Source organism: Labrys sp. KB_33_2, from assembly GCF_052114505.1.
Classification (GTDB): domain Bacteria; phylum Pseudomonadota; class Alphaproteobacteria; order Rhizobiales; family Labraceae; genus Labrys.
Genome location: NZ_JBFREW010000003.1, coordinates 231,179 through 255,377, shown reverse-complemented (window position 1 = coordinate 255,377; position 24,199 = coordinate 231,179). Strand labels below are relative to the sequence as shown.

The window sequence follows — 24,199 nt, the reverse complement described above, 5'->3', positions numbered from 1 at the left end:
GTTCCCCGGCCCAGGCGCGTCACCGCGGCACTGTCGGCGTTCGGCGTGAGATCATCGTGACAAGCCGGCCTGCCTCAGCGGGGCCGCTTCACACGAAATCTGGTCATGACCAAGCCGCTCGCCCTGCTTCCAATCGGCTATTTCACTTAACCGGACCGGAAACAAAAAATTCAACAGAGCCATACAGTTAGCATCTTGTACGGATTTATAACACCCCTTGTCGTTTCTTCGATAGAGCAAAATCGCCACAGTCCGTCTCAAATCGACTCGCCCCTGCACTCCTCCCCGATTGGCCTTGCAAAAAAAATCCGTCGCCGATGTCGGCCGGTCCCGCCGGCCAGCGTCCTTTGCGCGACGCCCCACGAGCGAAAAACGGCTCGCGCGGCCCGAAACCAGAACCATCGGACCCATCCGTCGAGACAGGAGTGACGAACCATGCCGCAAGCCTCCATCCTGAAATCCCTGCTGGCCGCCCTGGTGATCGGCGTCGGCAGCCTTTCCGTCGCCATGAGCGCAGCGACGGGCGCAGAGACGGCGACGACCGACCAGGCGCAGGCCAAGAGCGGCCATATCGAGGCCGGCGGCGTGAACTATTATTACGAGATACGCGGCAGCGGCGAACCGCTCCTCCTGCTGCATGGCGGCCTCGGCTCGATCGACATGTTCCAGCCGGTCATGCCGACGCTGACCGCCCATCGCCAGATCATCGCCGTCGATCTCCAGGGCCATGGCCGCACGCCGCTCGGCAAGCGCCCGATCGATCTGAAGGCCATGGGCGACGACATGGGCCAGATCCTCGCCAAGCTCGGCTACGGCCAGGTCGACGTGTTCGGCTACTCCATGGGCGGCGGCGTCGCCTTCCAGCTCGCCGCCCAGCACCCCGACAAGGTGCGGCGGCTGGTGCTGGTCTCCGCAGGCTTTGCCCAGGACGGCTTCTATCCCGAGATGCTGCCGATGCAGGCCCAGGTCGGCGCCGGCATGGCCGAGATGATGAAGGCCACGCCGATGTACCAGTCCTATGTCAAGGTCGCGCCCGATCCGGCCGAATTCCCGCGCCTGCTCGACGCCATGGGCGCCCTGATGCGCAAGCCCTATGACTGGTCGTCCGACGTGCCGAAGCTGACCATGCCGGTGATGCTGGTCTTTGGCGACAGCGACATGTATCGCCCCGAGCATGTGGTCAAGTTCTACCAGCTCCTCGGCGGCGGGCTGCATGATGCCGGCTGGCAGCGCGAGCATATGGCCAAGAACCGTCTCGCCATCCTGCCGGGCCTGACCCATTACGACATCTTCCTGTCGCCGCAGCTCACGGCAACCGCCCTGCCCTTCCTCAACGGCAAGAGCGAGAACGCCAGTTGGAGCGACCAGACCGGCAAGTGACCGCCGCGGGCCCCCAGCCCGGAAAGGGACTTGAACGAAGCGGGTTTGTTGCCGATTGTCCGAAACCTTCCCGCTTCGGAGCTTTCCTCATGCACGGCCAGCCTTCCCCCGCCATCGACCAAGCCCGTACGGAGCGCCTCGATGCCGTGATCGACGCCGCCATCGCCGAGGAGCGCATCGTCGGCACCGTGGTGCTGGTGGCCGAGGCGGGCGAGATCGTCTATCGTCGCAGCGCCGGTCATGCCGATCGCGAGGCCGGCACGCCGATCGCGGAGGACACCATCTTCCGCCTCGCCTCTGTGACCAAGCCGATGGTGGCGGCCGCTGCCCTGGCACTGGTCGAGGCCGGACAGCTCGGCCTCGACGACCGCGTAACACGTTACCTTCCAAATTTCCGCCCCAGGCTCGCCGATGGCAGCGAGCCGGTGATCACGGTGCGCCATCTTCTCAGCCACACCGCAGGCCTGCGCTATGACTACGATGCCGCCGCCGATATCGCCGACGGCCTCGACCGGCTCGGCCGCGGCATGGCGGAAAATCTCGAGAAGATCGCAGCCCAGCCGCTGGCCTTCGCGCCCGGCAGCGCCTGGCGCTATTCGGTAGCAATCGACGTGCTGGGCGGGCTGATGGAAAAGGCCGCCGGCAAAAGCCTGCCTGAGATCGTGGCCGAACGCATCACCGGGCCGCTCGGCATGACCGACACCGAATTCGTTGCCACCAAGCCCCAGCGCCTGGCAACCGCCTATGCCGATGGCGTGCCCCACCCGGTGCGCATGGGCGAGATCCAGCGCGTATGCCACAATGGCTGGTGGCTCACCTTCGCGCCACAGCGCGCCTTCGACGCCACCGCCTTCCCCTCCGGCGGTGCCGGCATGGTGGGCACGGCCGGCGATTTCCTCAGCTTCCTCGAAGCCGTCCGCGGCGGCGGGGCGCCGATTCTCTCACCGGAGAGCCAGCGCCTCCTGAGCGAGGATGCGATTGCCGACCTCGACATCGACGATCCCGGCTGCGGCTTCAGCCTCGGCTGGTCGATCCTGCGCGATCCCGCCGCTGCCGGCATGCCCGGCTCGCCAGGATGCTGGCAATGGGGCGGCGTCTACGGTCACAGCTGGTTCGTGGATCCGGCACGCGGGCTTTCGGTGGTCATCTTCACCAACACGGCGGTCGCCGGCGTCGGCGGCGCCTATCCCGACGCCCTCCGCGCCGCCGTATACGGCTAGGGTGTTTTGCGATTTGGTGCCCCCTGATCCGCGAGGAGACCCCGTCCTCGTCGAAATGGGCGGGCCCCTCAACCTTTTGGGAGGGGGGCGGCGGGTGCGCGCCCCTATCCTTTCGGTGCGGCGATACCGCTGATTCCCAGCTAGCCGCATCCGCGATCTGAAGGTAAATCTTGATTAACAGTAGTGACGCGCCCGACAGGTCAATCGCAGCGAGAAGTCCCGGTACGCGGGAACCGGATCGATTGAGCCCCGGCAAGTATGGGAACCAACATGACTCGTGTTCTGGTAACTGGTGGCGCCGGCTATATTGGCAGCCACGCCTGCAAGGCCCTGGCCCAGGCAGGTTATGACCCCGTCGTCGTCGACAATCTCTCTTTGGGCCATGCCGATGCGGTCAAATGGGGCCCGCTGGAAGTCGGCGACATCCGCAACAGTGCCTTCCTCAACAAGGTGATCACCAAATACAAGCCCGAAGCGGTGATGCACTTCGCGGCCAGTTCCACGGTGGGCGAATCGGTCGCCGATCCCGCGAAATATTATTCCAACAATGTCGTGGGCTCGTTGACCCTGCTCGAGGCCGTGCGCCAGAACGAGATCGAGACCTTCATCCTGTCCTCGACCTGCGCGACCTACGGGGTTCCGGCCAGCCTGCCGATCCTGGAGAGCGCGCCGCGCAATCCGATCAGCCCCTATGGCGCGACCAAGCTGGCGGTTGAGCATGCTCTGGCCGATTTCGGCACCGCCTATGGCTTGAAATGGGCGGCGATGCGCTATTTCAACGCCGCCGGCGCCGACCTCGACGGTGAGCTGGGCGAAAGGCACGAGCCGGAAACCCATGTCATCCCGCTCGCCATCCAGGCTGCGCTCAGCCACCGCGCCGTCTTCAATGTGCTGGGCCGGGACTATCCTACGCCCGACGGTTCGGCGGTCCGTGACTATGTGCATGTCGCCGACATCGCCGACGCCCATGTGCGCGCCATCGACTATCTCAAGGCGGGCGGCGAAAGCGCAGCCTTCAATCTCGGCACCGGGATCGGCACTTCGGTGATCGAGATCCTCGAGGCGGTACAGCGCTGCACAGGCCGCAAGCTCGACATCCGTTTCCAGCCGCGGCGGCCCGGCGATCCCGCCAGCCTCTATGCCGCGGCCACCAAGGCGGCCGAACTGCTGGGCTGGCACCCCCAGCATCGCGAGATCGACACCATCGTGGGCAGCGCCGTCACCTGGTTCCGGCACAATCTGGCGGCCTGATCTTTTCGCGATGGTTGCGGGCTCATTCGATGAGGTCGGGCAACCTCGCCGAAGAGCCCAAAAACACGTCGAAGACCCGCCAGCCGATCAGGCCTTGAACCGGTCCGTTGCTGCCAGGCGCTGCGTCAGGGGCCTGGCCTCCGGCCATTGGTAGATCTCGGCGCGCAGGAATTTCAGCTCCGCCTCCGCCTCCTCTTCGCCGACTTCGGTCCACCAGCTCTTGGGCTGGCCATTGCTGCCGTCGTTCCAGCGATAACCCCGAGCCTTGAGCCGCTCCTTCATGTCGAAGGGGCTGTTGATCGCCGAGATCCTGATGCGCGCGCGTTCCGATGCCTTCAACAGCTCGGCAAAGGGCACCGTCCTGCTCTCCCCGCTTGGCCGGGCCAGAACCTCCAGCAGCGCATGGCAATCGTCAACGGCTCGATGCCCGTTGTGGAAATAGCCCGATTGTCCCAGGAGATAGCCGAGCTTGGTGCCTTCGAAGCCGCGGTCGGACCAAGCGATCTCGACATTCGAGCATGCCCAGGGCTTGGGTGCGAATCCCGGCGCGAAGCGCTCGCAGAAGGGACGGTCGAACCGCGCATTATGAGCGATGATCAGGTCCGCCGGCTCGATGAAGGCCTCGACCTCCGCCGGCGAGATCGCCTTGCCGGCCACCATGGCGTCGGTGATGCCGGTCAACCTGGTGATCTCGGGCGGGATCGGCTCTTGAGGCTGGCGCAGGGCATTGAAGATGCCGACGACGTCGCCGACCTGCCCGGAAGGATCATAGGTGACCGCCACCATGCCCAGTTCGATGATCTCGTTCTTCTCATGGTCGAGGCCCGTGGTCTCGGTATCGACGATCACCGCCAGGCGCGGAAATCTGCTCTTGTCCCACGAGACGACGGAGCGCGGCTCCAGCTTGCGCTGGATGCGGTAGCGGCCGGTTGCTTCCAGCATGCTGACCAGCGTGGCCTCGTCGAGAGCCTCGTGCTGGCGGGCCGGCACGGGTGCGGGAGGCGCACGCTTGGCTCGAATAGACGGCGCCCGCCTTTCCGGAAGCGCCTCGGTCCGAAACATGTCGAATTGTTCGCCCATGCTTCCCCCTTTCCCACCGACTCAATGATCCCGGCAATGGTTAAACGCTTTAGCGTTTTCGGGGACGGGCAAGCAAACCCCAGCGGGCCGTTTTCCCCCGCCAAGGCCGATCTCCAGCGTGGAGCGCCTGCACCGGACGTCGAGATGGGCGCGATCACCGACAAGTCCCTCCCATTTCGAACGCGGCAATTTCCGCCCGGCGACCCGCCGCGCGCGCTCGCATTGCTGAAACGGGAGCCTCCTGCGCTCGGCCGGCATGGCCACTCCCCCTATCCCCGCGAGCGGATCGTGCTATAGGGAGAGCCATCAACTCCTCAGGTACCTGCCCGCCCCATGCTCGTTCTCGGCATCGAAACCACTTGCGACGAAACCGCCGCCTCTGTCGTCATGCGAAATCAGGACGGCGAAGGCGAGATTCTGTCCAATGTCGTGCTGTCGCAGATCGCCGAGCATGCCGCCTATGGCGGAGTGGTGCCCGAAATCGCCGCTCGCGCCCATGTCGAGGTGCTCGACCACATCATCGAGCAGGCCCTGGAAGAAGCGGACATCCGCTTCGACAGGCTCGACGGCATCGCCGCCGCGGCGGGCCCCGGCCTGATCGGCGGCGTGATCGTCGGCCTCACCACCGCCAAGGCCCTGGCGCTCTCGCTCGGCAAGCCGCTGATCGCCGTCAACCATCTGGAGGCGCATGCGCTGACCCCGCGCCTCACCGACCAGGTCACTTTTCCTTATCTGCTGCTGCTGGCCTCCGGCGGGCACACCCAGCTTCTGGCCGTGCGCGGCCTCGGCGACTATGTCAGGCTTGGAACCACCATCGACGATGCCATTGGCGAGGCCTTCGACAAAACAGCCAAGATGCTAGGCCTGGGCTATCCCGGCGGCCCCGCCGTCGAGGCCCAGGCGATGAGCGGCGATGCCGCCCGCTTCGCCTTTCCCCGGCCGCTGCAGGGACGGCCAGATCCGAATTTCTCTCTGTCGGGACTGAAGACGGCCGTGAGGCTCGAAGCCGAAAGGCTGGCGCCGCTTGCCGCCAAGGATATTCGCGACCTCTGCGCCTCCTTCCAGGCAGCGGTGGTTGACATGGTGGTCGACCGCACGCGCGTCGGCCTCAGGCGCTTCCGCGAAACCGCCGGCCAATCCCCCAGCGCCCTGGTGATCGCGGGCGGCGTCGCTGCCAATCTCGCCATCCGGCGCGGCCTGCAGCGCCTCGGCGCGGAGACGGGCCTGCGCATCGTGATGCCGCCGGCTGCCCTGTGCACCGATAACGGCGCCATGATCGCCTGGGCTGGGGCCGAGCGTCTAGCCGCCGGCCTCACGGATGGCCTCGACGTGAGCCCGCGGGCCCGCTGGCCGCTCGACCCCAACGCACCCGGCGCGGGCAAGCAGGGCCTCGGCAAGGCCGGCGTCGGCAAGGGAGCGAAGGCTTGAGCGGCTCGGGCTCGAAAAGCATCGGGGTGATCGGCGCCGGCGCCTTCGGCGCTGCGCTGGCCTGCGCCGCCGCACGCGCCGGCCGTCATGTCAGCCTGTGGGGCCGCGATGCCGCCGCCATGGCCGAGTTGGTGGATACGCGCCGGCTCTCGAGGCTCGATGGCCTCGCTCTGCCCGAAGCCATCAAGCCGACCGCCGATCTCGCCGAGGCCGCCCACGCCGACATCTTGATCCTGGCCGTTCCCACCCAGGCCCTGCGCGACGTCTGCGGGCGCCTGGCCGCCACGGTGGCGCCGAATACGCCGCTCATCCTGGCCGCCAAGGGCATCGAGCGCTCGAGCGGCGAATTCGTCTCGCAGATCGCCACCGAGATCCTGCCAGGCTGCATCCCCGCCGTGCTCTCCGGACCGGGCTTTGCCGCCGACATCGCCAAGGCCTATCCGACCGCCCTGACGCTGGCCTGCGCCGACGGCGCCCTCGGCGAGCGCCTCGTCCGGGCCATCGGTTCCCCGACTTTCCGGCTCTACAACACCGACGATTTGCGCGGCGTGGAGATCGGCGGGGCGGCCAAGAACGTCCTCGCCATCGCGGCCGGCATCGCCGCCGGGCGCGGCTTCGGCGAGAGCACGGTGGCGGCCCTGCTCGCGCGCAGCTTTGCCGAACTCACGCGGTTCGGCCTTGCCTTCGGCGCGCGCCCGGAGACGCTGGCAGGCCTGTCGGGCCTCGGCGATCTCATCCTCACCGGCACCTCCTCGCGCTCGCGCAACCGGCGCTTCGGCGAGGAACTCGGCAAGGGAATCGGCCTGGAGACGGCGATCGCCGATGTCGGTCTGGCCGAGGGCGTCTGGACCGCTCCCATCCTGGCGCGCATGGCGAGGGAAAGGCATGTCGACATGCCTGTTGCCACCGCCGTCGCCGATTTGGTAGCCGGCAAGGCCAGCATCGACCAGGCCATCAAGCAATTGCTGTCGCGCCCACCGCGCGCGGAGTAACTCGTTCAACAAAACTGGAGACTGACATGACCCTGAAGCGTATCGGCGCCGGCAACCGCATGAGCGACGCCGTCATCCATGGCGACAAGATTCACCTGTCCGGCTATGTCGCCGAGACCACGGTCGGCAAGTCGGTAAAGGAACAGACCGCCGACATCCTCGCCCAGATCGACGAGACGCTGCGCGAGGCCGGCACCGACAAGACCAAGGTGATCAAGGCCAATATCTGGCTTACCGATATCGGCACCTGGGCCGAGATGAACGAGGCCTGGGATGCCTGGGTGGTTGCCGGCCAGGCTCCGGCCCGCGCCACGGTGGAAGCCAAGCTCGCCGGCCCCGGCCTCGACGTCGAGATCATGGTCGAAGCCGCGCTGTAAGCGCAGGCCATTCAGGATTTGTCGCGCCAAAGCCTTTCGAAATCCTGGCCGCCATAAAAGATGCCGTGGACGACGACCGCGGCATCATCGACTGTGAAGGCGATTGCCACCCGGCGTTCGAAGCCCAAGACCCGCAGTCCGGGGCGAAGATCGTTGCGCTGGGTGCCTCGAAGGGGAAAGGTCTCCAGCCCAAGGCAATAATCGATCACTCGCTCGATATATCTGCCGGCCGTCTGAGGTCCGGCCTCCACCGCGATGTATTGCTGCAGGTCCCGGAGATGCCGTTCCGCGCGCGGCGTAAACTTGACCTCATGGGGCATGCAGGTCAGGACGCCCGCAAATGGAGAGCCATTCGGCGTTTCAGTTCCGCACCATCAATGGCAGTGGTTGGATCGGCCTTGTACTCGTCATAGCTTTTCACGACCTCGTCTCTCAGCCATTTTTCCAGAGCCGCGTCGCGGGCCTGCAAACTGCGCAGGCCATCTCGGATGACCTCACTTTCGGTTGCGTACTCACCGGAAGCGACTTTTTGTTTGACCATCTGCGCCATGTCATGAGGCAGTGTGATGCTGAGGGATTGGGTCGAACGCATGATCAGGACCTCCGTTATCAGACCTTAACATAGCGCACGATTTAATCCTACTGAGCAGCCGTCATGCTCGCGCCCTGGGATGGGCCGACTGGTAGACCCGCATCAACTCGGTGGCGTCGACCTTGGTGTAGATCTGCGTGGTCGACAGGCTGGCATGGCCGAGCAGTTCCTGGATCGAGCGCAGATCGCCGCCACGCCCGAGCAGGTGGGTGGCGAAGGAATGGCGCAACGCATGAGGCGTAGCGCTGTCCGGCAGGCCGAGCGCGCCCCGAAGATGCTGCATGGCATATTGGATGATGCGCGGCGACAAGGGCCCTCCACGCGCGCCGACGAAAAGCGGCTCATCCGGCCCGCCCGGGAAGGGCAGGATTTTCAGATATTCCTCCACCGCCCGCGCCACCGGGGCGATCACCGGCACCGAGCGCATCTTGTTGCCCTTGCCGGTTACGGTCAGACTGTCGCGCCCGCTCACCGGTGCATCCTTGCGCGTCAGGCCAAGTGCTTCGGAAATGCGCAGGCCGGCGCCATAGCACAGCGCCAGCACAGCGGCATCGCGGGCCAGTATCCAGGGTTCGCGTGCCTCACCCATGCGGGCATCGGCCGAGGCGACCTTGCGGGCGGCCTCGGGCGACAGCGGCTTGGGCAGGCTCTGTGGCAGCTTGGGGCCGCGCACGGCCGATAGCGCCGCGCTGGCGCCATGACCCTGGCGCTCGAGGAAGCGGGCGAAAGCCCGCGTGGCCGCCAACGCCCGCATCAGCGAGCGCGGTTTCAGGCCATCGGCCCGGCGCGCGGCCAGGAAGGCCCGGACGTCGCGGGGCGCGAGGGATGCGATCTCGTCCAGCCCCGGCGGCTCGCCGAAATGGCCGGTCAGGAAGCGCAGGAAGGTGGTGACATCGCGGTCATAGGCCTCGACCGTCTTGGGGCTCATGCGCCGCTCGACGGCAAGATAGGCAAGCCATTGCACCTTGGCGGCGGCAAGGTCCGGCGCGGCGATGAGAACAGGGGGCGAAGCGTTCATGCGGCCAGTGTGGCGTAAAAAGGTGAGCGGGAGGTTAGAGCCTCCCGCTTTCTTCACTCCGCCGCCACAATCGCTGGGGTGGCTGCCGGAGCAGGAACCGCCACCTCGCGTTCGCCCGACCACACCAGCACCAGCATGCACAGGCTGGAGAGGCCGAGATAGCCGCAGGCGAGCGGGAAGATGGTGCCGTCATAGGCCTCGCCGATCAGCGCGCCGATCACGGCGCCCATCAGCGTGGTGACGCAGCCGATGAAGGAGGAGGCGGTGCCGGCGATATCGCCTACCGGTTCCATCGCCAGGGCGTTGAAATTCGGCATGGTGAGGCTGAGCAGGAAATGCGCCACACCCATGACGATGCCGAAATAGATCAGCGGCGGCCGTCCCTGGAACAGCACGGCGAGACCCAGCAGCAGCATCGCCGTCAGCCAGAAGCCGATCATGCCGAAGCGCGACAGCCGGTGCATGCCCAGGCGCCTCACCAGCCGCGAATTGGCGAAGGAGGCCAGCCCCATGCAGATCGCGATCAGCGCGAAAGCCAACGGGAAGAGCGGGCCGAGCTTGTAGATGTCGGTCTCGAAGATCTGCTGGGACGAGCCGAGATAGGTCATCAGGCAGCCCATGGCCAGGCCCATCGCCAGCATGTTGGCGAAGGAGGCACGCGTAACAACCACCCGGCGCATGCCGCTCGCGACCGCGGGCAGCGACAGCGGCCGACGATATTCGGGATGCAGCGTCTCGGGCATGCGCAGGCCGAACCAGGCCACCACCACCAGCACCAGCGCCAGCATGCTCATGAAGATAGTGCGCCAGTCTCCGAGCATCAGGAAGGCGCTGCCGGTGGCCGGCGCGATCACCGGCACGATGATGAAGATCATCAAGGTGAGCGACATCACCCGCGCCATCTCGCGGCCCTCATAGCGGTCGCGCACGATGGCGATGGAGAGCACGCGCGCCGATCCGGCGCCGAGGCCCTGGATGGCCCGGGCGACCAGCAGCACCTCATAGCTGGGCGAGAAGATCGCCAGCAACGTACCGGCGGTATAGATGCCCAAGCCGATCATCAGCACCTTGCGGCGGCCGATCGAATCGGAGATCGGCCCCCAGGCGAGCTGCATGAGGGCAAAACCCGCCATATAGGCGGTGATGATCAACTGCATGCGGTTGGCATCGGCAATGCCGAATTCCGACCGCACGGCGGAGAAGGCTGGCAGGAGATTGTCGATGGAGAGGGAACTGAGCCCCATCATCAGGGCAATCACGAGAACAAATTCGGCAAAGGACGGCTGGGGCTCCCGCCGCACGGCAGGCTCCAGCGCCGCGCCGGCAACGGGACGGGGCATGGAAAACTCGGAAATGTGAAAATCTATAACCGGCGGGGCAATGAAGCGGCGCTCAGATGACAGATCTGTAGCATACCAATCGTGACGAAAAGGTGATTTTTTCGCCACAGAGGCAAATATTTCAAGTGAATTGATAAAATTTGGGCAGATGACAGCCCGTGCCCGCCAGCCCCTAAGATACCGTCCCCGGCTCGACCGGCGCTTCGAGAGGCGAAAGCGCGGGACGCTCGCACTGTCCGCTGCGTCGAAAATCGGAGGGCGACATGCCGGCGATCTTGCGGAAGCTCTTGTTGAAACCCGAGAGGGAGCCGAAGCCGGACTCCATCGCCACGCGCAGGATGTTGCCGTCGCCGCTGATCAGGCGCGCCTGCGCATAGGACAGGCGCAGCAGGCTGACATAGTCGTTCAGCGTCATGCCCGTGCATTTCTTGAACAGGCTCATGGCATATTTGGGATGGAGGTCGGCGGCCGCCGCGATGTCGGTGCTGTCGATATCGTCGAGGAAATTGTCGGCGATAAAGTCACACAGGCTGCGAACATGGCGCAGGGCCTGCGGATCGCCGGCGCTGGCCTGGCCGACACGGCTGTCGAGGCTGGGCACCAAGGCATAAGGCTCGAAACGCACCCGTTCCAGCCGAAGTAGCAACTCGCTCACTGCATGCTGGGCGCGCACCATGTCGCCGGAGCGGGTATAGCCGTTCCAGCGCGCGAAATTGGCACTATCCGAAGAGTCGGTCTCGTGGATGAGCAGAGTTGCCCCGGCCATCAGGCGAGCGGGTACCTCCTCGGGCAGGCGCAGCCGAAAGAAGTGCACCAGCGGCAGATGCGCGCCGGCATAGACGGCGTCATCGGAGGCATCGTCCATCTGGTGCGGCAGGCCGCCCCAGAACAGCACCATATTGCCCGCCTCCAGCCTGAGCTCATAGCCGGCCATGCGATAATGCACCCAGCCCTGGACGATGAAGTTCACCTCGACCTGGGCGTGCCAGTGAGGCGAGAGCATGACGCGCGGCGTATTGTGGAAGGTCTGCAGCACGGTCGGCAGGTTTTCGACGCTGTTGGCCGTCGGCTGATAATAGGAGCGCTCCTGCATCTTACTTTCAGGCAAGTCCATCTTCCCTTTATCGCAGACAGGCAGTGCTACCTGCCTAAAGTAGCTTCCCGCCACACAAGAGCAAATGAAAAGGGGAGGAATGACATGCGCAAGACGATCGGCTGCGCCGCGCTGGCAGTTGCTGCGGGCCTTCATGCGTCGACGGCCTTGGCCCAATCGGGGGAAATCCGGGTCTGGAGCTGGGATATCGCCGCTGCCTCGCTCAAGGCCAACATCGAAGGCTTCAACAAGCAGTTCCCCAATGTGAAGGTCACGGTGGAGGATCTCGGCAACGCCCAGGTCTTTTCCAAGACCCAGGCCGGCTGCGCCGCCGGCGGAGCAGGCCTGCCCGACGTCGTCTCGATCGAGAACTACAAGGCGGAGAGCTACTGGAACCAGTTCCCCGACTGCTTCGCCGACCTCAAGCCGCTGGGCTACACGCCGGAGGTCGCCGGCAAGTTCGCCGATTTCAAGCGGGCGGAGCTGGAGAAGGGCGAGGCCGCCTATGCCATGCCCTGGGATTCCGGCCCCGTTGTGATGTTCTACCGGCGCGACCTCTACGAGAAGGCCGGCGTCGACCCGGCCAGCATCAACACCTGGGATGATTTTATCGCCGCCGGCAAGAAGGTCACCGCCGCCAATCCCGGCGTGACCATGAGCGCCACCGACCTCGACGGCGACGGCGACGGCACCACCGAATGGTTCCGCATGGTCGGCAACGAGCAGGGCTGCAACTATTTCGCCTCGGACGGCAGCGCCGTCACGGTCAACGCGCCGGCCTGCGTCGCCGTCTACGACAAGCTCAAGCAGTTGAAGGAGGCCGGTACCATCGTCTCGGCCGGCTGGTCCGACAAGATCCAGTCCCTGAAGGCCGGCAAGGTGGCCACCATCATGTTCGGCGGCTGGTATGAGGGCACGATCCGCACCAACGCCCCCGAGCTCGCCGGCAAATGGGGGGTCTACCGCATGCCGAGCCTGACAGCGGATGGCCCGCGCGCCGCCAATATCGGCGGCTCGTCGCTGGCGATCCCCGCCGGCTCGAAGAACAGGGAAGCAGCCTTCGCCTTCATCAAATACGCCCTATCCACCGATGAGGGCCAGGTCACCATGCTCAAGGCCTATGGCCTGGTGCCCTCGCTGAATTCGGCGCTGGAGGATCCCTATGTGAAGCAGGGCCAGCCCTATTGGGCCAACCAGGCGATCTGGACCGACATTCTCGCCACCCTGCCCAAGATCAAGTCCACCCATGGCACCGCGTTCCTCAACGATGCCGAGGCGGCCCTCAAGACCGTGCAGACCAAGTTCCTGGGTGGCGGCTACCCCGATGCCAAGGCCGCGCTAGACGATGCCGCCAGCCAGATCTCGTCCGCCTCGGGGCTGCCGGTGGGGCAATAGGGGAAGGGCACAGGGGCTACCCTCCCCTGGAGGGGGAGGGTCGGCCTGAAAGGCCGGGGTGGCGTGAAGAACCGCCAACCCCGACAAAGGTGGCCTTTCACTTCCAGCGAAGAAGTCACCCCACCCCGACGCTCCGCGTCGACCCTCCCCCTCTAGGGGAGGGTAAGACTGCCCCCTCTCCCAGCGGAGACCATCCGATGCAGCGGCACAATCGCGCGGCCTATGGCTTCCTCGCGCCCTATCTGGCGATCTTCCTCGCCTTCTGGATCTGGCCGATCATCTCCTCCTTCGTCATATCCCTGCATCAGACGCGGGTATCGCCCTGGGTGTTCAAGCCGGCGGCGAATTGGGGGCGCCTGATCTCCGATCCCGCCTTCTTCAACGCCTTGAAGAACACACTGATCATCCTCATCATCCAGGTACCGGTGATGATCGGCCTGGCCACCGTGATCGCCGTCTTTCTCAACTCGCCTTTGCTCAAGGCCAAGGGCCTGTTCCGCTTCGCCTTCTTTGCCCCGGTCGTGGTGGGTGAGGTCGCCTATTCGGCGGTATTTCGTTTGATCTTCGCCCAGGATTTCGGCGTGGTGAACAAGTTGCTTGCCTCCGTTGGCCTGCCCGCGATCGACTGGCTCTCCAATCCGACCGCCGCGCTGGCCCTGGTGATGATCGCCCTCACCTGGCGCTGGACCGGCTACAACGCCATCATCATTCTCGCCGGCCTGCAGTCGATACCGGGCGACGTCTACGAGGCGGCGACGCTCGACCGCGTCTCCAAGCTGCGCCAGTTCATCCACATCACCCTGCCGCTCCTGAAGCCGGTGATCACTTTCTGCGTCATCCTGTCCGTCTCCGGCACCATGCAGCTCTTCACCGAGCCCTTCCTGATCACCAATCATGGCGGGCCGGGCGGGGCGACGGAAACCCTCGGCCTGCTGCTCTACCGCCAGGCCTTCCTCTCCGGCAATGTCGGCTACGCGTCCGCCATCGCCTACACCATCGCAGGCCTGGCGGTGATCATCTCCCTCGTCCAGCTGCGCCTGTCGAGGGAGCCGAAATGACCCGGTCCAATCGCCAAAGGCTCAACGCCGTCATCCTGCACGCCCTCATCGCACCGATGGCTCTCGTCTGGCTCTTCCCGCTCTGGATGATGGGCGTGTTCGCCACCATGCCCGACTACGGCATCTACGCGCCGGGCCTGTCGTTCTGGTTCGGCTCGAATTTCCTCGACAACCTCGCCAACCTGCAGCGCACGACCAATTTCCTGCATGCCATGATCGTCTCGGTCATCGTCGGGCTCGCCTATACCGTACTCTCGGCCGGGCTGACGGCCATGGCCGGCTGGGCTCTCGCGCGCTACCGCTTCTTCGGCCGCGGCGCGGTGCTCGCCATCATCCTCGGCACCATCTCCCTGCCCTTCTTCGTGGTGATCATCCCGCAATTCATCCTGGTGGCCCGTGATCTCGGCATGGCCAATTCCTGGTTCGGCCTGATCGTGCCACCTTTGTTCAACTCGCTCGGCGTGCTGTTCATGCGCCAGGCCTTCACCATGATGCCATCCGAACTGTTCGACGCCGCGCGGGTGGAAGGCGTCAGGGAATGGCGCATCTTCCTGTTCGTAGCGCTGCCGCTGGCGCGCCCGACCCTGGCGGCGCTCTGCATCATCCTCTTCCTGACGAGCTGGAACAACTATCTGTGGCCGCTGCTGATCGCCGGCGACAAGGCGATGTTCACCGCGCCGGTGGCCCTCGGCAGTCTCATCGGCATCTCCAATGTGAGCTGGGGCGGCATCATGGCCGGGGCCGTGCTGCTGACCGCGCCCATGCTGGCCGTCTTCCTCATCCTGCAACGCCACTTCATCGCCGGCATCGCGGCCGGCGCCGTCAAGTGAGGAAAAGAGGAAGAATGCTTAGATCGCTTTGTAACTGTCATTCCCAGCGCCGCCACAGGCGGCGGGAAGGGAATCCAGGGTTCCCATTGAGACCTTGGCCCCTGGATCCTCTTCCCACGACCTTCGGTCGTGCCGGAGATGACAGGAAAGCCTCATTTCCCACTCTCGCCAAGCAAGCAAAATAGGAGCGACCGATATGGCAGACCTTACGCTCCGTTCCGTCATCAAACGCTTCGGCACTTTCGAGATCATCCACGGCGTCGACCTCGACATCGCCGATGGCGAGTTCGTGGTCTTCGTCGGCCCTTCCGGCTGCGGCAAGTCCACCTTGCTGCGCATGATCGCTGGGCTCGAGGACATTTCCGGCGGCGAGATCACCATCGCCGGCCAGGTTGTCAACGAGGTCGAGCCCGCCGATCGCGGCATCGCCATGGTGTTCCAATCCTACGCCCTCTATCCGCATATGACGGTGGAGCGAAATCTCTCCTTCGGTCTCAGGATGAACGGCAATCCCAAGGCCGATACCGACCGGCGGGTGACGCGGGCCGCCGAAATCCTGCGCATCACCGATCTCATGCAGCGCCGGCCCAAGCAGCTCTCGGGCGGCCAGCGCCAGCGCGTGGCGATCGGCCGGGCGATCGTGCGCGATCCCAAGGTCTTCCTGTTCGACGAGCCCTTGTCGAATCTCGATGCCGAATTGCGGGTGCAGATGCGGGTGGAGATCGCCAGGCTGCACCGCGAACTCGGCGTGACCATGATCTACGTCACCCATGACCAGACCGAGGCGATGACCCTGGCCGACAAGATCGTGGTGCTGCGGGGTGGCAATGTCGAGCAGGTCGGGCGACCGCTCGAGCTCTACGAGGATCCCGCCAACCGTTTCGTCGCCGGCTTCATGGGCAGCCCCAAGATGAATTTCCTGGCGGGTCGCGTCGTCGCGGCCGAGACAGGAAGCGTGACGGTCGAGCTGGTCAACCAGAAAGGCGCCCGCCTCGCGGTGCCGCTCTCCGGTTCGGCGCCGGCATCGGGCGACGAGGTCGCCATCGGCATCCGCCCCGAGCATTTCGAGCCGGCGGGCAGTGGCGACGCCGATCTCGCCATCGAGGTCGACATGGCCGAGCATCTGGGCGCAACCTCCTATGTCTATGCCGGCACCGGCTCCGCCGAGCCGCTCATCATCCAGCGCGACGATTCCCGCCAATGGGCCGAGGAACGTGAGCTCACCGTCGCCATCCCCCGCCATCGCGCTCTGCTGTTCGCCAAGGACGGCCAACGCCTGCGCTGAGCGCACCCCCTTCCTTCCAACCACCTTCTTTTCAAGCCTTCGGAAAGACTGAAATGACCGAGAAAGACAAGATCCGCTGGGGTATCATCGGGCCCGGCGCCATCGCCAAGGCCTTCGTCGCCGGCCTCGCCGATTCCGACAGCGGCGTGCTCGCCGCGATCGGCACCCGCGACCCGGACAGGCCGGGCCTCGCCGAAGCCTTCCCCGGTGCCCGCATCCATCGCGGCTATGAGGCCCTGCTGGCCGATCCTCAGATCGATGCCGTCTATATCGCGCTGCCTCATCCCGGCCACGCGCAATGGGCGATCAAGGCGGCCGAGGCGGGCAAGCACGCGCTGGTGGAAAAACCGCTGGCCCTGACGGCCTTCGAAGCCGATGCCATGATGCATGCCGCCCGCAAGGCCGGAACCTTCCTGGGCGAAGGCTTCATGTACCGCCAGCATCCCCTCACCCTAAAGCTGGTGGAGCTGATCCGTTCGGGCACGATCGGCGAAATAAGGCTGATCCGTTCGAGCTTCGGCTTCGCCATGCCGAACTTCAAGCCCGAGCACCGGCTCTATGCCAACGACCTGGCAGGCGGCGGCATCCTCGACGTCGGCTGCTATCCCGTCTCGATGGCGCGGCTCCTTGCCGGCGCCGCCACGGGCAAGGATTTCATGGAACCAGACAAGGTTTCCGGCACCGGCCATCTCGGACGATCGGGCGTCGACGAATGGGCCTCGGCCCTGCTGCAATTCCCGGGCGGCATCCTGGCCGATCTCTCCTGCTCGATCTCGCTGAAACAGGACAATGTGCTGCGCGTCTTCGGCACCTCGGGATGGCTCGAAGTGCCGGACTTCTGGTTCGGCGGCGGCCTCAAGGGCGGCACCGGCGAGATCCGCATCGTCAGGCCGGATGGCACGAGCGAGACGGTGACGGTCGAGGCGGCGCGGCATCTCTATTCCTTCGAGGCCGACGCCGCCGGCACGGCCATTCGCGAAGGCCGCCAGGAATTCGCCTGGCCGGGCATGAGCTGGGCGGACAGCCTGGGCTCGCTGCGTGTGCTCGACAAATGGCGCCAGGCGATTGGGCTCGAATATGACATCGAGAAGCCGGAGCGGCGCAAGGAGACCCTCAAGGGCATGCCGCTCAAACGAAGCGACGGGCCGCTCAAGTCGGGCAGCGGGCCGATTCCCCGGCGCGCCATCCCCGGCCTGTCGCAGGCCGCCTCTGCCGTGGCGCTCGGCTTCGAGGATTTCAGGAGTTTCTCCAGCGCCGCCATCCTGCTCGACGCTTTCTTCGAAAAGGGCGGTAATCTGTTCGACACCGCCTTCGTCTATGGCGCCGGCATCACCGAAAAACTGTTCGGCGAATGGCAAGCTTCCAGGGGCGTGCGCAAGGACAGCGTGGTGATCGGCAAGGGCGCGCATACCCCGCTCTGCCGCCCCGAATTCATCGGCCAGCAGCTCACCCAGTCGCTCGAGCGGCTGAAGACCGACCATGTCGACGTCTATTTCATGCATCGCGACAATCCCGACGTGCCGGTCGGCGAGTTCGTCGACGCCATGGACGCCGAGGTCAGGGCCGGCCGCATCCGCGGCCCCTTCGGCGGCTCGAACTGGACGCGCGAGCGCTTCGACGAGGCAGTCGCCTATGCGGAGCGGACAGGCAAGCAAAAGCCGGGAGTGCTCTCCAATAATTTCGCGCTTGCCGAAATGCAGGATGTGATCTGGGCCGGCTGCGTCTCGGCCTCGGACGATGATTGGAAGGCCTGGCTCGCCGCGCGACAGATCCCCAATTTCGCCTGGTCGAGCCAGGGCCGCGGTTTCTTCACCGACAGGGCCGGGCGGAACAGGCACGAGGACAAGGAGCTCATCCGGGTCTGGTATTCCGAGCGCAATTTCGCCCGCCGGGACCGGGCGGTCGAACTGGCGCGCCGGCTCGGCAAACGGCCGATCCATGTCGCCCTCGCCTTCGTGCTGTCGCAACCCTTCCCGTCTATACCGCTGATCGGCCCGCGCACATTGGGCGAGCTCGACGACAGCCTCGAGGCCTTCGACATCGCCCTGACGCCGGAAGAGGTCGCTTGGCTCGACCGGGGGTAGGAGCTGCCGCATTCCCCTATCGCGACAGAGGCAAGTAAAGCGCGGGAATCCCTCCCCGACTTCGGGGAAGGATATCCGCGCTCCACGCCGAAATCGCTGAGATGTGTGAATTCGACCGGAGATCGGAGGCAAGGAGTGTCGATCTCCGCAGCTCCATCAAGTGATTGAGCGAGATCGACATGTTCCAAAGCGATGCGCTCACCACGAGGCCCTATGTCGACCCGAAGATGTCGACCTGGAGGTCGACACTCCACGTGCAAGCGCGCACGGCGGGTCTAGCTGGATCCCGTTAAGGTCTCGGCAAGTTTTCAGCCGAGCCAGGATCCCGCCATGGTCGCCCTCCAGCAACACACCGTACCCACCTATGCCGACAGCCTTGCCTTCGAGGTCAAGGCGATGGCCTTGCGGGGCCTACGCTCTCTGCGCGAAGCGGTTGCGGCCGAGCCCCTTCGTCGCCATCGCCGCTCGACCCGGCTGGCCGCCGCACCCGTGCTTGGCCGGGCCGGTTCGCCCCTGTGGACCAATGTCGCCGGAGCCAGGGATCGCGAACTCACCGCCGGCAAGGTGCAGAATTTGCGCATGGCCCTGAAAGGGCTCGACGGCGTCGAGGTACCGGCCGGTGCCGTGCTCAGCTTCTGGAAGCAGGTCGGCCGCGCCAGCCGGGCGCGCGGTTACGTCCCCGGCCGCGAGCTGCGCGAAGGCTGCCTGATCGCCAGCGTCGGCGGCGGCCTCTGCCAGCTTTCCAACGCCCTCTACGAGGCAGCCCTCGCAGCCGGGTTGGAGATCGTCGAACGCCATGCCCATAGCCGCGTGGTGCCCGGCTCGCGTGCCCAGCTCGGCCGCGATGCTACCGTGTTCTGGAACTATGTCGATTTCCGAATCCGCAGCCCCCACGCCTTCCGCATCGAAGCTTCGATGAGCCGGGACAGGCTGGAGATCGTCCTACGCGGCCATGGCCGCGGCAATGCCGCCGAGTTCCCCGTGGAAACACCTGCTGCAGGACCGGCGGTACACGATTGCACCCAATGCGGCCGCGAGGACTGCCATCGCAACGATCCCGAACGCCCACTACCCGCCGGCGTGCCGACAGCCTGGCTTGTTGATGCCTGCTGGCCGGAATTTGCGGCCCTGTTGAAGCAGAGGGCTGGCAGCGAGGATGTCCTTTTCCTGCCCTCCCGCCATCTCGGCGCCGTGCGCTATGGCTGGCCGGCCGGCGCTGCCGGCGGCGAGACCACGGCAACCATCGCCGCGCTGCGCCGCTCGCTGGCTATGCGAGGCGCCACGGGCGGCAGCCTGCAGGCAAAGGCTCTGCAGGGCGATGCCCGGCTCGCCGCCGCCTATGCCGCGAAACTGTCGCACCGGCATACGCATCTCATGGTGTCACAGAACCTGCTGCCGCATCTGTGGCTATCGGGCGCCCTGCAGGGCCGCAGCTTCGAAGTGCTGATGGAGCGCTTGCCGCTCGCCGTGCTGCAGGCAAAGCTCGATGCCGCTGCCGCGCGCCATCCCGAAAGCTCCACTCTGGCGGATTTCCGCGCGCCGGAGGCGATCGTCGCGGCCGAAAGCGCCGCCCTGGCTGCCGCCGACCGGCTGCTGAGCCCGCATGCGGAGATCGCCACCCTCGACCCTGGCAGAACCCATCTGCTCGACTGGTCCCCCGCCGGGCCGCTTCCGGCCGCAAAGAGCGGCCGCACCCTGCTGTTTCCCGCCTCGGCCCTCGGCCGCAAGGGCGCCTATGCCTTGCGCGAGGCGCTCTACGGCCTGCCCGTCGAGCTTGCCGTGAAGGGGCATTCGCGCGAGAGCCTCGGCTTCTGGGGCAACATGCCTGTCCGCCTGCTGGCGCCGGGCGAGACGCCCGCCACGCTCGCCGGCGTGGTGCTGCCGGCACTGGTCGAGCATCAGCCCCGCCTCCTCCTCGCTGGCCTTGCTGCCGGCCTGCCCGTGATCGCCACGCCGGCCTGCGGCCTCTCCACGCGACCAGGCCTGACCCTGGTGCCGGAGGACGATCCGGCGGCGCTACGCCGGGCCATCGAGGCTCTGCTCGGCTGAGGCGAACGGCAGCCGAGCTAGATCGGCTCGACGCCGTGCCGGGGCACGGCGTCCGCCTGCGGGGCCGGCACCCTGCCCATCCGCTTTGCCCACACAGCCGTCAGGATCGGCACCAGGATCGCCGTCACCAGGCAGGCCGTGGCCACCAGGGCCGTGGCCGCCGGCACCACCGGCTTGAAGCTCGGGATCATCTCGCCGATCAGTGTCGGATTGGCGATCGCCGCCCCGGCCGTGCTGGAGGCCGCCAGCCCGGCCGTGCCGTTCCCGCCGCCGATGAACCTGTCGGCGAGCATCAGGGGAATGCCGGTGACCACGATCACCCCGAGGCCGAGCAGAACACCGGTAAGGCCGCTCTGCGCGATGACCTTGAGATCGATGCCATTGCCGAGGGCGAAGCCGAAGAACGGGATCAGCGGATGGACGCAGCGCCCGAACAGCTCGCGCAGGTCCCGGTCGAGATTGCCGAGGGCAAAGCCGATCAGGAAGGGCAGCACGGCGCCGACGAACAGGCGCGGCTCGAACACGGCCACGCCGGACGCGCCGAGGATGAGCATGCTGACCAGCGGCCCGGATTCGACCGACATCAGCACGAACGCGCCGGCCTCCTCCTTGGTGCCATATTGTTGCATCACCGCGGCGTAGAGGCCGCCATTGGTCATGTCCATCGAGGCGGTGATTGCCAGCACCGACAGGCCCGCGAACAGGCCGGAGGTGATGCCGCCGTCGGGGATGAACCGTGCTGCGATCATGGTGGCGACCCAGGCCACGATGATCTTGGTGACCAGGAGCGTGCCCGATTTCCGCAGCACCACGCCGGTCGCCTTGAGATCGATGGTGGCGCCCATGCAGAAGAACCAGACGGCGAGGATCGGCACGGTGCCGGTGATCAGGCCGTTGCTGAACGACCCCAGATAGCTGCCGGCGCCCGGTGAGAAAGTCTTGCACAGAGCGCCGAGCAGCAGCGGCACCAGCATCAGGCCGCCGGGAATCTTGTCGATGACCTTCAATATCTTCATGGACTGCCTCCCAATGTTCATTGTGGCTGTGCCTTCGGGCCCAGAGAGGTGCCGGAAGGCCGCCTTTGTTCTCTAAGAGCCGGCCCCCAGGGCCGGACGATGCGCCTCAGCGCGCCAGCCAGCCGCCATCCACCGGAATGGTGGTGCCATGGACATAGGCTGCGGCCTCCGAGGCCAGGAACACGGCCGCGCCACCGAGATCGGCGGGCACGCCCCAGCGTTCGGCCGGAATGCGCGCCAGGATCTGGGCATTGCGCTCGGTGTCGGCACGCAACGCGGCGGTGTTGTTGGTCGCCATGTAGCCGGGAGCGATCGCATTGACGTTGATGCCCTTGGCGGCCCATTCGCAGGCAAGCAGCTTGGTGAGTCCCATCAGCCCGCTCTTGGCCGAGGTGTAGGAGGCGACGCGGATGCCGCCCTGGAAGGACAGCATCGAGGCGATGTTGATGATCTTGCCGCCGCGCCCGCCCGCAAGCATGGCGCGGGCCGCCGCCTGGGCCAGGAAGAAGGCCGATTTGAGATTGACGTCCACCACCGCGTCCCAGTCCTCCTCGGTGAAGTCGAGGGCATCGGCGCGGCGGATGATGCCGGCATTGTTGACCAGGATGTCGAGCGCGCCGAAGCGGTCGAGCGCGGACTGGACGATCGCGGGCAGGCGGGCCGTGGTGGAGAGATCGGCCATCACAGGCAGGAAGGCGCCGCCCTGCTCCTCAATCGCCGCGCGGGTCTCCTCGGCGGGGCCGCGATCGACCCCGACGATGCTGGCGCCGGCCTGCGACAAGGCGATGGCGATGGCCTGCCCGAGCCCCGTGCGCGATCCCGTCACCATCGCGACCTTGCCGGTGAGATCGAAAGGACTGGAGGCAATTCGGTTCATGGCCGCGCCGCTCATCGCAGGTCCGCCGTCGCAACCATGTCCATGTCGGCATAGTCCTGGTTGTCGCCGGCCATGGCCCAGATGAAGGTATAGGCCCCGGTGCCGACGCCGGAATGAACAGACCAGGGCGGCGAGATCACCGCGTCGCCCTCGCCCATCACCAGATGGCGCGTCTCCTGGGGCTCGCCCATGAAATGGAAGATGCGCGCCTCGGGTGCGAGGTCGAAATAGAGATAGACCTCGTTGCGCCGGTCATGAGTGTGGCAGGGCATGGTGTTCCACACCGAGCCCGGCGCCAGCGTGGTCATGCCGAAGACGAGCTGGCAGGATTCGACCGCGCCCGGGATCAGCATCTGGTGAATGCTGCGCTCGTTCGCCGTACTCTTGTCGCCGAGTTCCAGGATGCGCCCGATCGAGGCGTCGATCCGGCGCGTCGGATAGCTGCGATGGGCGGGCGCCGACAACAGGTAGAAGCGCGGCGGCGCGGCACCGTTCCTGGCCTCGAACACCACCTCGCCGGCGCCCATGCCGACATAGAGGGCTTCGCGCGTGCCGATGTCGTGAGCCTCACCGTCGACACGAACGATCCCTGGCGCGCCGATATTGATGATGCCCAGTTCGCGCCGCGCCAGGAAGGTAGACTGCCCGACCTCCTTCGGCGTCAGCAGCACGAGGGGCGCATCGACCGGGCAGGCCCCACCGATGATCATGCGCTCGACATGGGAGTAGACCAGCTTGATGCGGCCGGCAGCGAACAGGTCGGGAATCAGGAATTCGCGGCGCAGACCCTGCGTATCCAGGCCTTTGACGGCCTCGGAGTGGCTGGCGTGGCGAATTTCGAGGGATTGATGGGACATAGGAACTTTCTGGATTGTCGGGATCGCTGGGATGAGCCGCTCAAGAACCGCGCTCGAATAGGTGACTTGAAGGAATTGTCACCCCCGGCGGGGTCGAAGACCCCGGGAAGGGGATGACAGAGTGTTTATGGGCAAGCGGCTCCTCACCGGAACAGCAGCGTCTCGAAGGCGGCGGAGATGCCGGCGGCATCCCCCGAGAAATAGTCCGGGTTGTGATCGCGGATGGAAGCCAGGCTCCGGCGCAGGCCGTCGAGGTGGTTGTTCATGGCGAGGCCGGCCTTCTCGGCGTCATGGGCCTCGATGGCATCGACGATGGCGCCGTGCTCCTCGACGACGCGTTGCATGCGCCCGGCCTCCGGCAGCGTCAGCCGGCGGTAGCGGTCGAGCTGGGTCTTGACCTGCTGCACCATGTCCCAGGCGCCCGGCCGGCCCGCCGCCATGGCGAGAGCGGCATGGAAGGCTTCGTCGGCTTCATGAAAGGCATTGGTGTCGCCGAACGCGAGGCTCTCGCGCTGGCGCTCGATCAGGCCGCGCAGCAGGGTGACGCTGCTGCCTCGCGCCTGATGGGCCGCCGCCCGCGCCGTGGCGTGCTCGACGGCCGAGCGCACGAAGATCGCATCGGGCAGGATGGCGGCAGGAATGCGGGCGACGCGGGTGGCGGACCGGGCCGCGATTTCGACCAACCCCTCATCGGCCAGGCGCAGCAGCGCCTCGCGGACCGGCGTGCGGCTGACCGCATGCGCCGCGGCGACCTCCGCTTCGGCGATCTTCTCGCCAGGCAGCCTGATCATGGAGACGATCTCGTCGCGCAGCGCCCGATGCACGAGCGCCGACGTCGTCATGCCGGGCTGCGCCGCAAGCGGCCGCCCACCGGTACGATCCTGGAAAGTGGCAAAGGCACTCATCGCATCCACCATATCTGATATATTAGATATCCTAACCTCTCCCAATACCTGCGTCAATGCCGTTGGATGGCT

The 24,199-nt window shown here is 65.9% G+C and carries 22 protein-coding genes; 12 read left to right on the top strand and 10 right to left on the bottom strand.

Going from position 1 to position 24,199, the window contains the following annotated elements; genetic code table 11:
- Window positions 1–435: 435 nt before the first annotated feature.
- From AB4037_RS06755 to galE, 3 genes are all read left to right on the top strand, one after another.
- On the top strand, window positions 436–1,380 hold the full coding sequence (locus AB4037_RS06755) for an alpha/beta fold hydrolase (RefSeq protein ID WP_441770973.1): 945 nt from the start codon (window positions 436–438) through the stop codon (window positions 1,378–1,380).
- 89 nt (window positions 1,381–1,469) lie between these two features.
- Window positions 1,470–2,600, top strand: a complete 1,131-nt coding sequence (locus AB4037_RS06750) for a serine hydrolase domain-containing protein (RefSeq protein ID WP_441770972.1) — start codon at window positions 1,470–1,472, stop codon at window positions 2,598–2,600.
- Between the two features lie 270 nt (window positions 2,601–2,870).
- On the top strand, window positions 2,871–3,851 hold the full coding sequence (gene galE, locus AB4037_RS06745) for a UDP-glucose 4-epimerase GalE (RefSeq protein WP_434958592.1): 981 nt from the start codon (window positions 2,871–2,873) through the stop codon (window positions 3,849–3,851).
- An 87-nt stretch (window positions 3,852–3,938) separates the two neighbouring features.
- On the opposite strand, the gene AB4037_RS06740 is transcribed toward galE, so the two are convergent.
- Window positions 3,939–4,931 carry a 3'-5' exonuclease gene (locus tag AB4037_RS06740; protein WP_441770971.1) on the bottom strand — a complete coding sequence of 331 codons (993 nt, stop codon included), beginning with the start codon at window positions 4,929–4,931 and terminating at the stop codon, window positions 3,939–3,941.
- A 333-nt stretch (window positions 4,932–5,264) separates the two neighbouring features.
- Between AB4037_RS06740 and tsaD the strand changes: the two genes are divergently transcribed.
- From tsaD to AB4037_RS06725, 3 genes are read left to right on the top strand one after another with little or no spacing between them, the layout of a single operon-like run.
- Window positions 5,265–6,359, top strand: coding sequence for a tRNA (adenosine(37)-N6)-threonylcarbamoyltransferase complex transferase subunit TsaD (tsaD, locus tag AB4037_RS06735; protein ID WP_434958594.1), 1,095 nt, complete (start codon window positions 5,265–5,267; stop codon window positions 6,357–6,359).
- Window positions 6,356–7,351 carry an NAD(P)H-dependent glycerol-3-phosphate dehydrogenase gene (locus AB4037_RS06730; protein WP_441770970.1) on the top strand — a complete coding sequence of 332 codons (996 nt, stop codon included), beginning with the start codon at window positions 6,356–6,358 and terminating at the stop codon, window positions 7,349–7,351. The genes tsaD and AB4037_RS06730 overlap by 4 nt, the downstream gene beginning before the upstream one ends.
- A gap of 26 nt (window positions 7,352–7,377) precedes the next feature.
- Window positions 7,378–7,728, top strand: coding sequence for a RidA family protein (locus AB4037_RS06725; RefSeq protein ID WP_434958596.1), 351 nt, complete (start codon window positions 7,378–7,380; stop codon window positions 7,726–7,728).
- Window positions 7,729–7,739: 11 nt separating this feature from the next.
- Here the strand turns inward: AB4037_RS06725 and AB4037_RS06720 are convergent, their stop codons facing one another.
- From AB4037_RS06720 to AB4037_RS06700, 5 genes are all read right to left on the bottom strand, one after another.
- A complete protein-coding gene (locus tag AB4037_RS06720) occupies window positions 7,740–8,048 on the bottom strand; it encodes a type II toxin-antitoxin system RelE/ParE family toxin (RefSeq protein ID WP_434958597.1) in 309 nt (102 codons plus the stop codon).
- A 5-nt stretch (window positions 8,049–8,053) separates the two neighbouring features.
- Window positions 8,054–8,320, bottom strand: a complete 267-nt coding sequence (locus tag AB4037_RS06715; RefSeq protein ID WP_434958598.1) for a type II toxin-antitoxin system ParD family antitoxin — start codon at window positions 8,318–8,320, stop codon at window positions 8,054–8,056.
- Between the two features lie 61 nt (window positions 8,321–8,381).
- A complete protein-coding gene (locus AB4037_RS06710) occupies window positions 8,382–9,338 on the bottom strand; it encodes a tyrosine recombinase XerC (protein ID WP_434958599.1) in 957 nt (318 codons plus the stop codon).
- 53 nt (window positions 9,339–9,391) lie between these two features.
- Window positions 9,392–10,678, bottom strand: coding sequence for a multidrug effflux MFS transporter (locus AB4037_RS06705; protein WP_441770969.1), 1,287 nt, complete (start codon window positions 10,676–10,678; stop codon window positions 9,392–9,394).
- Between the two features lie 172 nt (window positions 10,679–10,850).
- Window positions 10,851–11,792, bottom strand: a complete 942-nt coding sequence (locus AB4037_RS06700; protein ID WP_434958601.1) for a helix-turn-helix domain-containing protein — start codon at window positions 11,790–11,792, stop codon at window positions 10,851–10,853.
- 84 nt (window positions 11,793–11,876) lie between these two features.
- Here AB4037_RS06700 and AB4037_RS06695 point away from each other — a divergent pair, with 84 nt between their 5' ends.
- The 6 genes from AB4037_RS06695 to AB4037_RS06670 all read left to right on the top strand — a co-directional run bounded on the left by AB4037_RS06695 (window position 11,877) and on the right by AB4037_RS06670 (window position 20,472).
- Window positions 11,877–13,166: an ABC transporter substrate-binding protein gene (locus tag AB4037_RS06695; protein WP_441770968.1), complete on the top strand. Its 1,290-nt coding sequence runs from the start codon at window positions 11,877–11,879 to the stop codon at window positions 13,164–13,166.
- Window positions 13,167–13,363: 197 nt separating this feature from the next.
- Window positions 13,364–14,224, top strand: a complete 861-nt coding sequence (locus AB4037_RS06690; protein ID WP_441770967.1) for a carbohydrate ABC transporter permease — start codon at window positions 13,364–13,366, stop codon at window positions 14,222–14,224.
- On the top strand, window positions 14,221–15,054 hold the full coding sequence (locus AB4037_RS06685; RefSeq protein WP_434958604.1) for a carbohydrate ABC transporter permease: 834 nt from the start codon (window positions 14,221–14,223) through the stop codon (window positions 15,052–15,054). Before AB4037_RS06690 ends, AB4037_RS06685 begins: the two co-directional genes overlap by 4 nt.
- Before the next feature lie 196 nt (window positions 15,055–15,250).
- Window positions 15,251–16,339, top strand: coding sequence for an ABC transporter ATP-binding protein (locus AB4037_RS06680; RefSeq protein WP_441770966.1), 1,089 nt, complete (start codon window positions 15,251–15,253; stop codon window positions 16,337–16,339).
- Window positions 16,340–16,392: 53 nt separating this feature from the next.
- On the top strand, window positions 16,393–18,423 hold the full coding sequence (locus tag AB4037_RS06675) for an aldo/keto reductase (RefSeq protein WP_441770965.1): 2,031 nt from the start codon (window positions 16,393–16,395) through the stop codon (window positions 18,421–18,423).
- 330 nt (window positions 18,424–18,753) lie between these two features.
- Window positions 18,754–20,472, top strand: a complete 1,719-nt coding sequence (locus tag AB4037_RS06670; RefSeq protein ID WP_434958607.1) for a VanW family protein — start codon at window positions 18,754–18,756, stop codon at window positions 20,470–20,472.
- Window positions 20,473–20,489: 17 nt separating this feature from the next.
- Here the strand turns inward: AB4037_RS06670 and kdgT are convergent, their stop codons facing one another.
- The 4 genes from kdgT to AB4037_RS06650 form a co-directional block, all read right to left on the bottom strand.
- Entirely contained in the window at window positions 20,490–21,488 is a 999-nt protein-coding gene (kdgT, locus tag AB4037_RS06665; protein ID WP_441770964.1) for a 2-keto-3-deoxygluconate transporter, read from the bottom strand.
- A gap of 106 nt (window positions 21,489–21,594) precedes the next feature.
- Window positions 21,595–22,365: a 2-dehydro-3-deoxy-D-gluconate 5-dehydrogenase KduD gene (gene kduD, locus AB4037_RS06660; RefSeq protein WP_434958609.1), complete on the bottom strand. Its 771-nt coding sequence runs from the start codon at window positions 22,363–22,365 to the stop codon at window positions 21,595–21,597.
- An 11-nt stretch (window positions 22,366–22,376) separates the two neighbouring features.
- A complete protein-coding gene (kduI, locus tag AB4037_RS06655) occupies window positions 22,377–23,222 on the bottom strand; it encodes a 5-dehydro-4-deoxy-D-glucuronate isomerase (protein ID WP_441770963.1) in 846 nt (281 codons plus the stop codon).
- Between the two features lie 143 nt (window positions 23,223–23,365).
- A complete protein-coding gene (locus AB4037_RS06650; RefSeq protein ID WP_441770962.1) occupies window positions 23,366–24,127 on the bottom strand; it encodes a GntR family transcriptional regulator in 762 nt (253 codons plus the stop codon).
- Window positions 24,128–24,199: the final 72 nt, after the last annotated feature.

Coding starts and splice junctions, on each gene's coding strand:
- AB4037_RS06755 (WP_441770973.1), top strand. CDS start 436: ATGCCGCAAGCCTCCATCCTGAAATCCCTGCTGGCCGCCCTGGTGATC.
- AB4037_RS06750 (WP_441770972.1), top strand. CDS start 1,470: ATGCACGGCCAGCCTTCCCCCGCCATCGACCAAGCCCGTACGGAGCGC.
- galE (WP_434958592.1), top strand. CDS start 2,871: ATGACTCGTGTTCTGGTAACTGGTGGCGCCGGCTATATTGGCAGCCAC.
- AB4037_RS06740 (WP_441770971.1), bottom strand. CDS start 4,931: ATGGGCGAACAATTCGACATGTTTCGGACCGAGGCGCTTCCGGAAAGG.
- tsaD (WP_434958594.1), top strand. CDS start 5,265: ATGCTCGTTCTCGGCATCGAAACCACTTGCGACGAAACCGCCGCCTCT.
- AB4037_RS06725 (WP_434958596.1), top strand. CDS start 7,378: ATGACCCTGAAGCGTATCGGCGCCGGCAACCGCATGAGCGACGCCGTC.
- AB4037_RS06720 (WP_434958597.1), bottom strand. CDS start 8,048: ATGCCCCATGAGGTCAAGTTTACGCCGCGCGCGGAACGGCATCTCCGG.
- AB4037_RS06715 (WP_434958598.1), bottom strand. CDS start 8,320: ATGCGTTCGACCCAATCCCTCAGCATCACACTGCCTCATGACATGGCG.
- AB4037_RS06710 (WP_434958599.1), bottom strand. CDS start 9,338: ATGAACGCTTCGCCCCCTGTTCTCATCGCCGCGCCGGACCTTGCCGCC.
- AB4037_RS06705 (WP_441770969.1), bottom strand. CDS start 10,678: ATGCCCCGTCCCGTTGCCGGCGCGGCGCTGGAGCCTGCCGTGCGGCGG.
- AB4037_RS06700 (WP_434958601.1), bottom strand. CDS start 11,792: ATGGACTTGCCTGAAAGTAAGATGCAGGAGCGCTCCTATTATCAGCCG.
- AB4037_RS06695 (WP_441770968.1), top strand. CDS start 11,877: ATGCGCAAGACGATCGGCTGCGCCGCGCTGGCAGTTGCTGCGGGCCTT.
- AB4037_RS06690 (WP_441770967.1), top strand. CDS start 13,364: ATGCAGCGGCACAATCGCGCGGCCTATGGCTTCCTCGCGCCCTATCTG.
- AB4037_RS06685 (WP_434958604.1), top strand. CDS start 14,221: ATGACCCGGTCCAATCGCCAAAGGCTCAACGCCGTCATCCTGCACGCC.
- AB4037_RS06680 (WP_441770966.1), top strand. CDS start 15,251: ATGGCAGACCTTACGCTCCGTTCCGTCATCAAACGCTTCGGCACTTTC.
- AB4037_RS06675 (WP_441770965.1), top strand. CDS start 16,393: ATGACCGAGAAAGACAAGATCCGCTGGGGTATCATCGGGCCCGGCGCC.
- AB4037_RS06670 (WP_434958607.1), top strand. CDS start 18,754: ATGGTCGCCCTCCAGCAACACACCGTACCCACCTATGCCGACAGCCTT.
- kdgT (WP_441770964.1), bottom strand. CDS start 21,488: ATGAAGATATTGAAGGTCATCGACAAGATTCCCGGCGGCCTGATGCTG.
- kduD (WP_434958609.1), bottom strand. CDS start 22,365: ATGAACCGAATTGCCTCCAGTCCTTTCGATCTCACCGGCAAGGTCGCG.
- kduI (WP_441770963.1), bottom strand. CDS start 23,222: ATGTCCCATCAATCCCTCGAAATTCGCCACGCCAGCCACTCCGAGGCC.
- AB4037_RS06650 (WP_441770962.1), bottom strand. CDS start 24,127: ATGAGTGCCTTTGCCACTTTCCAGGATCGTACCGGTGGGCGGCCGCTT.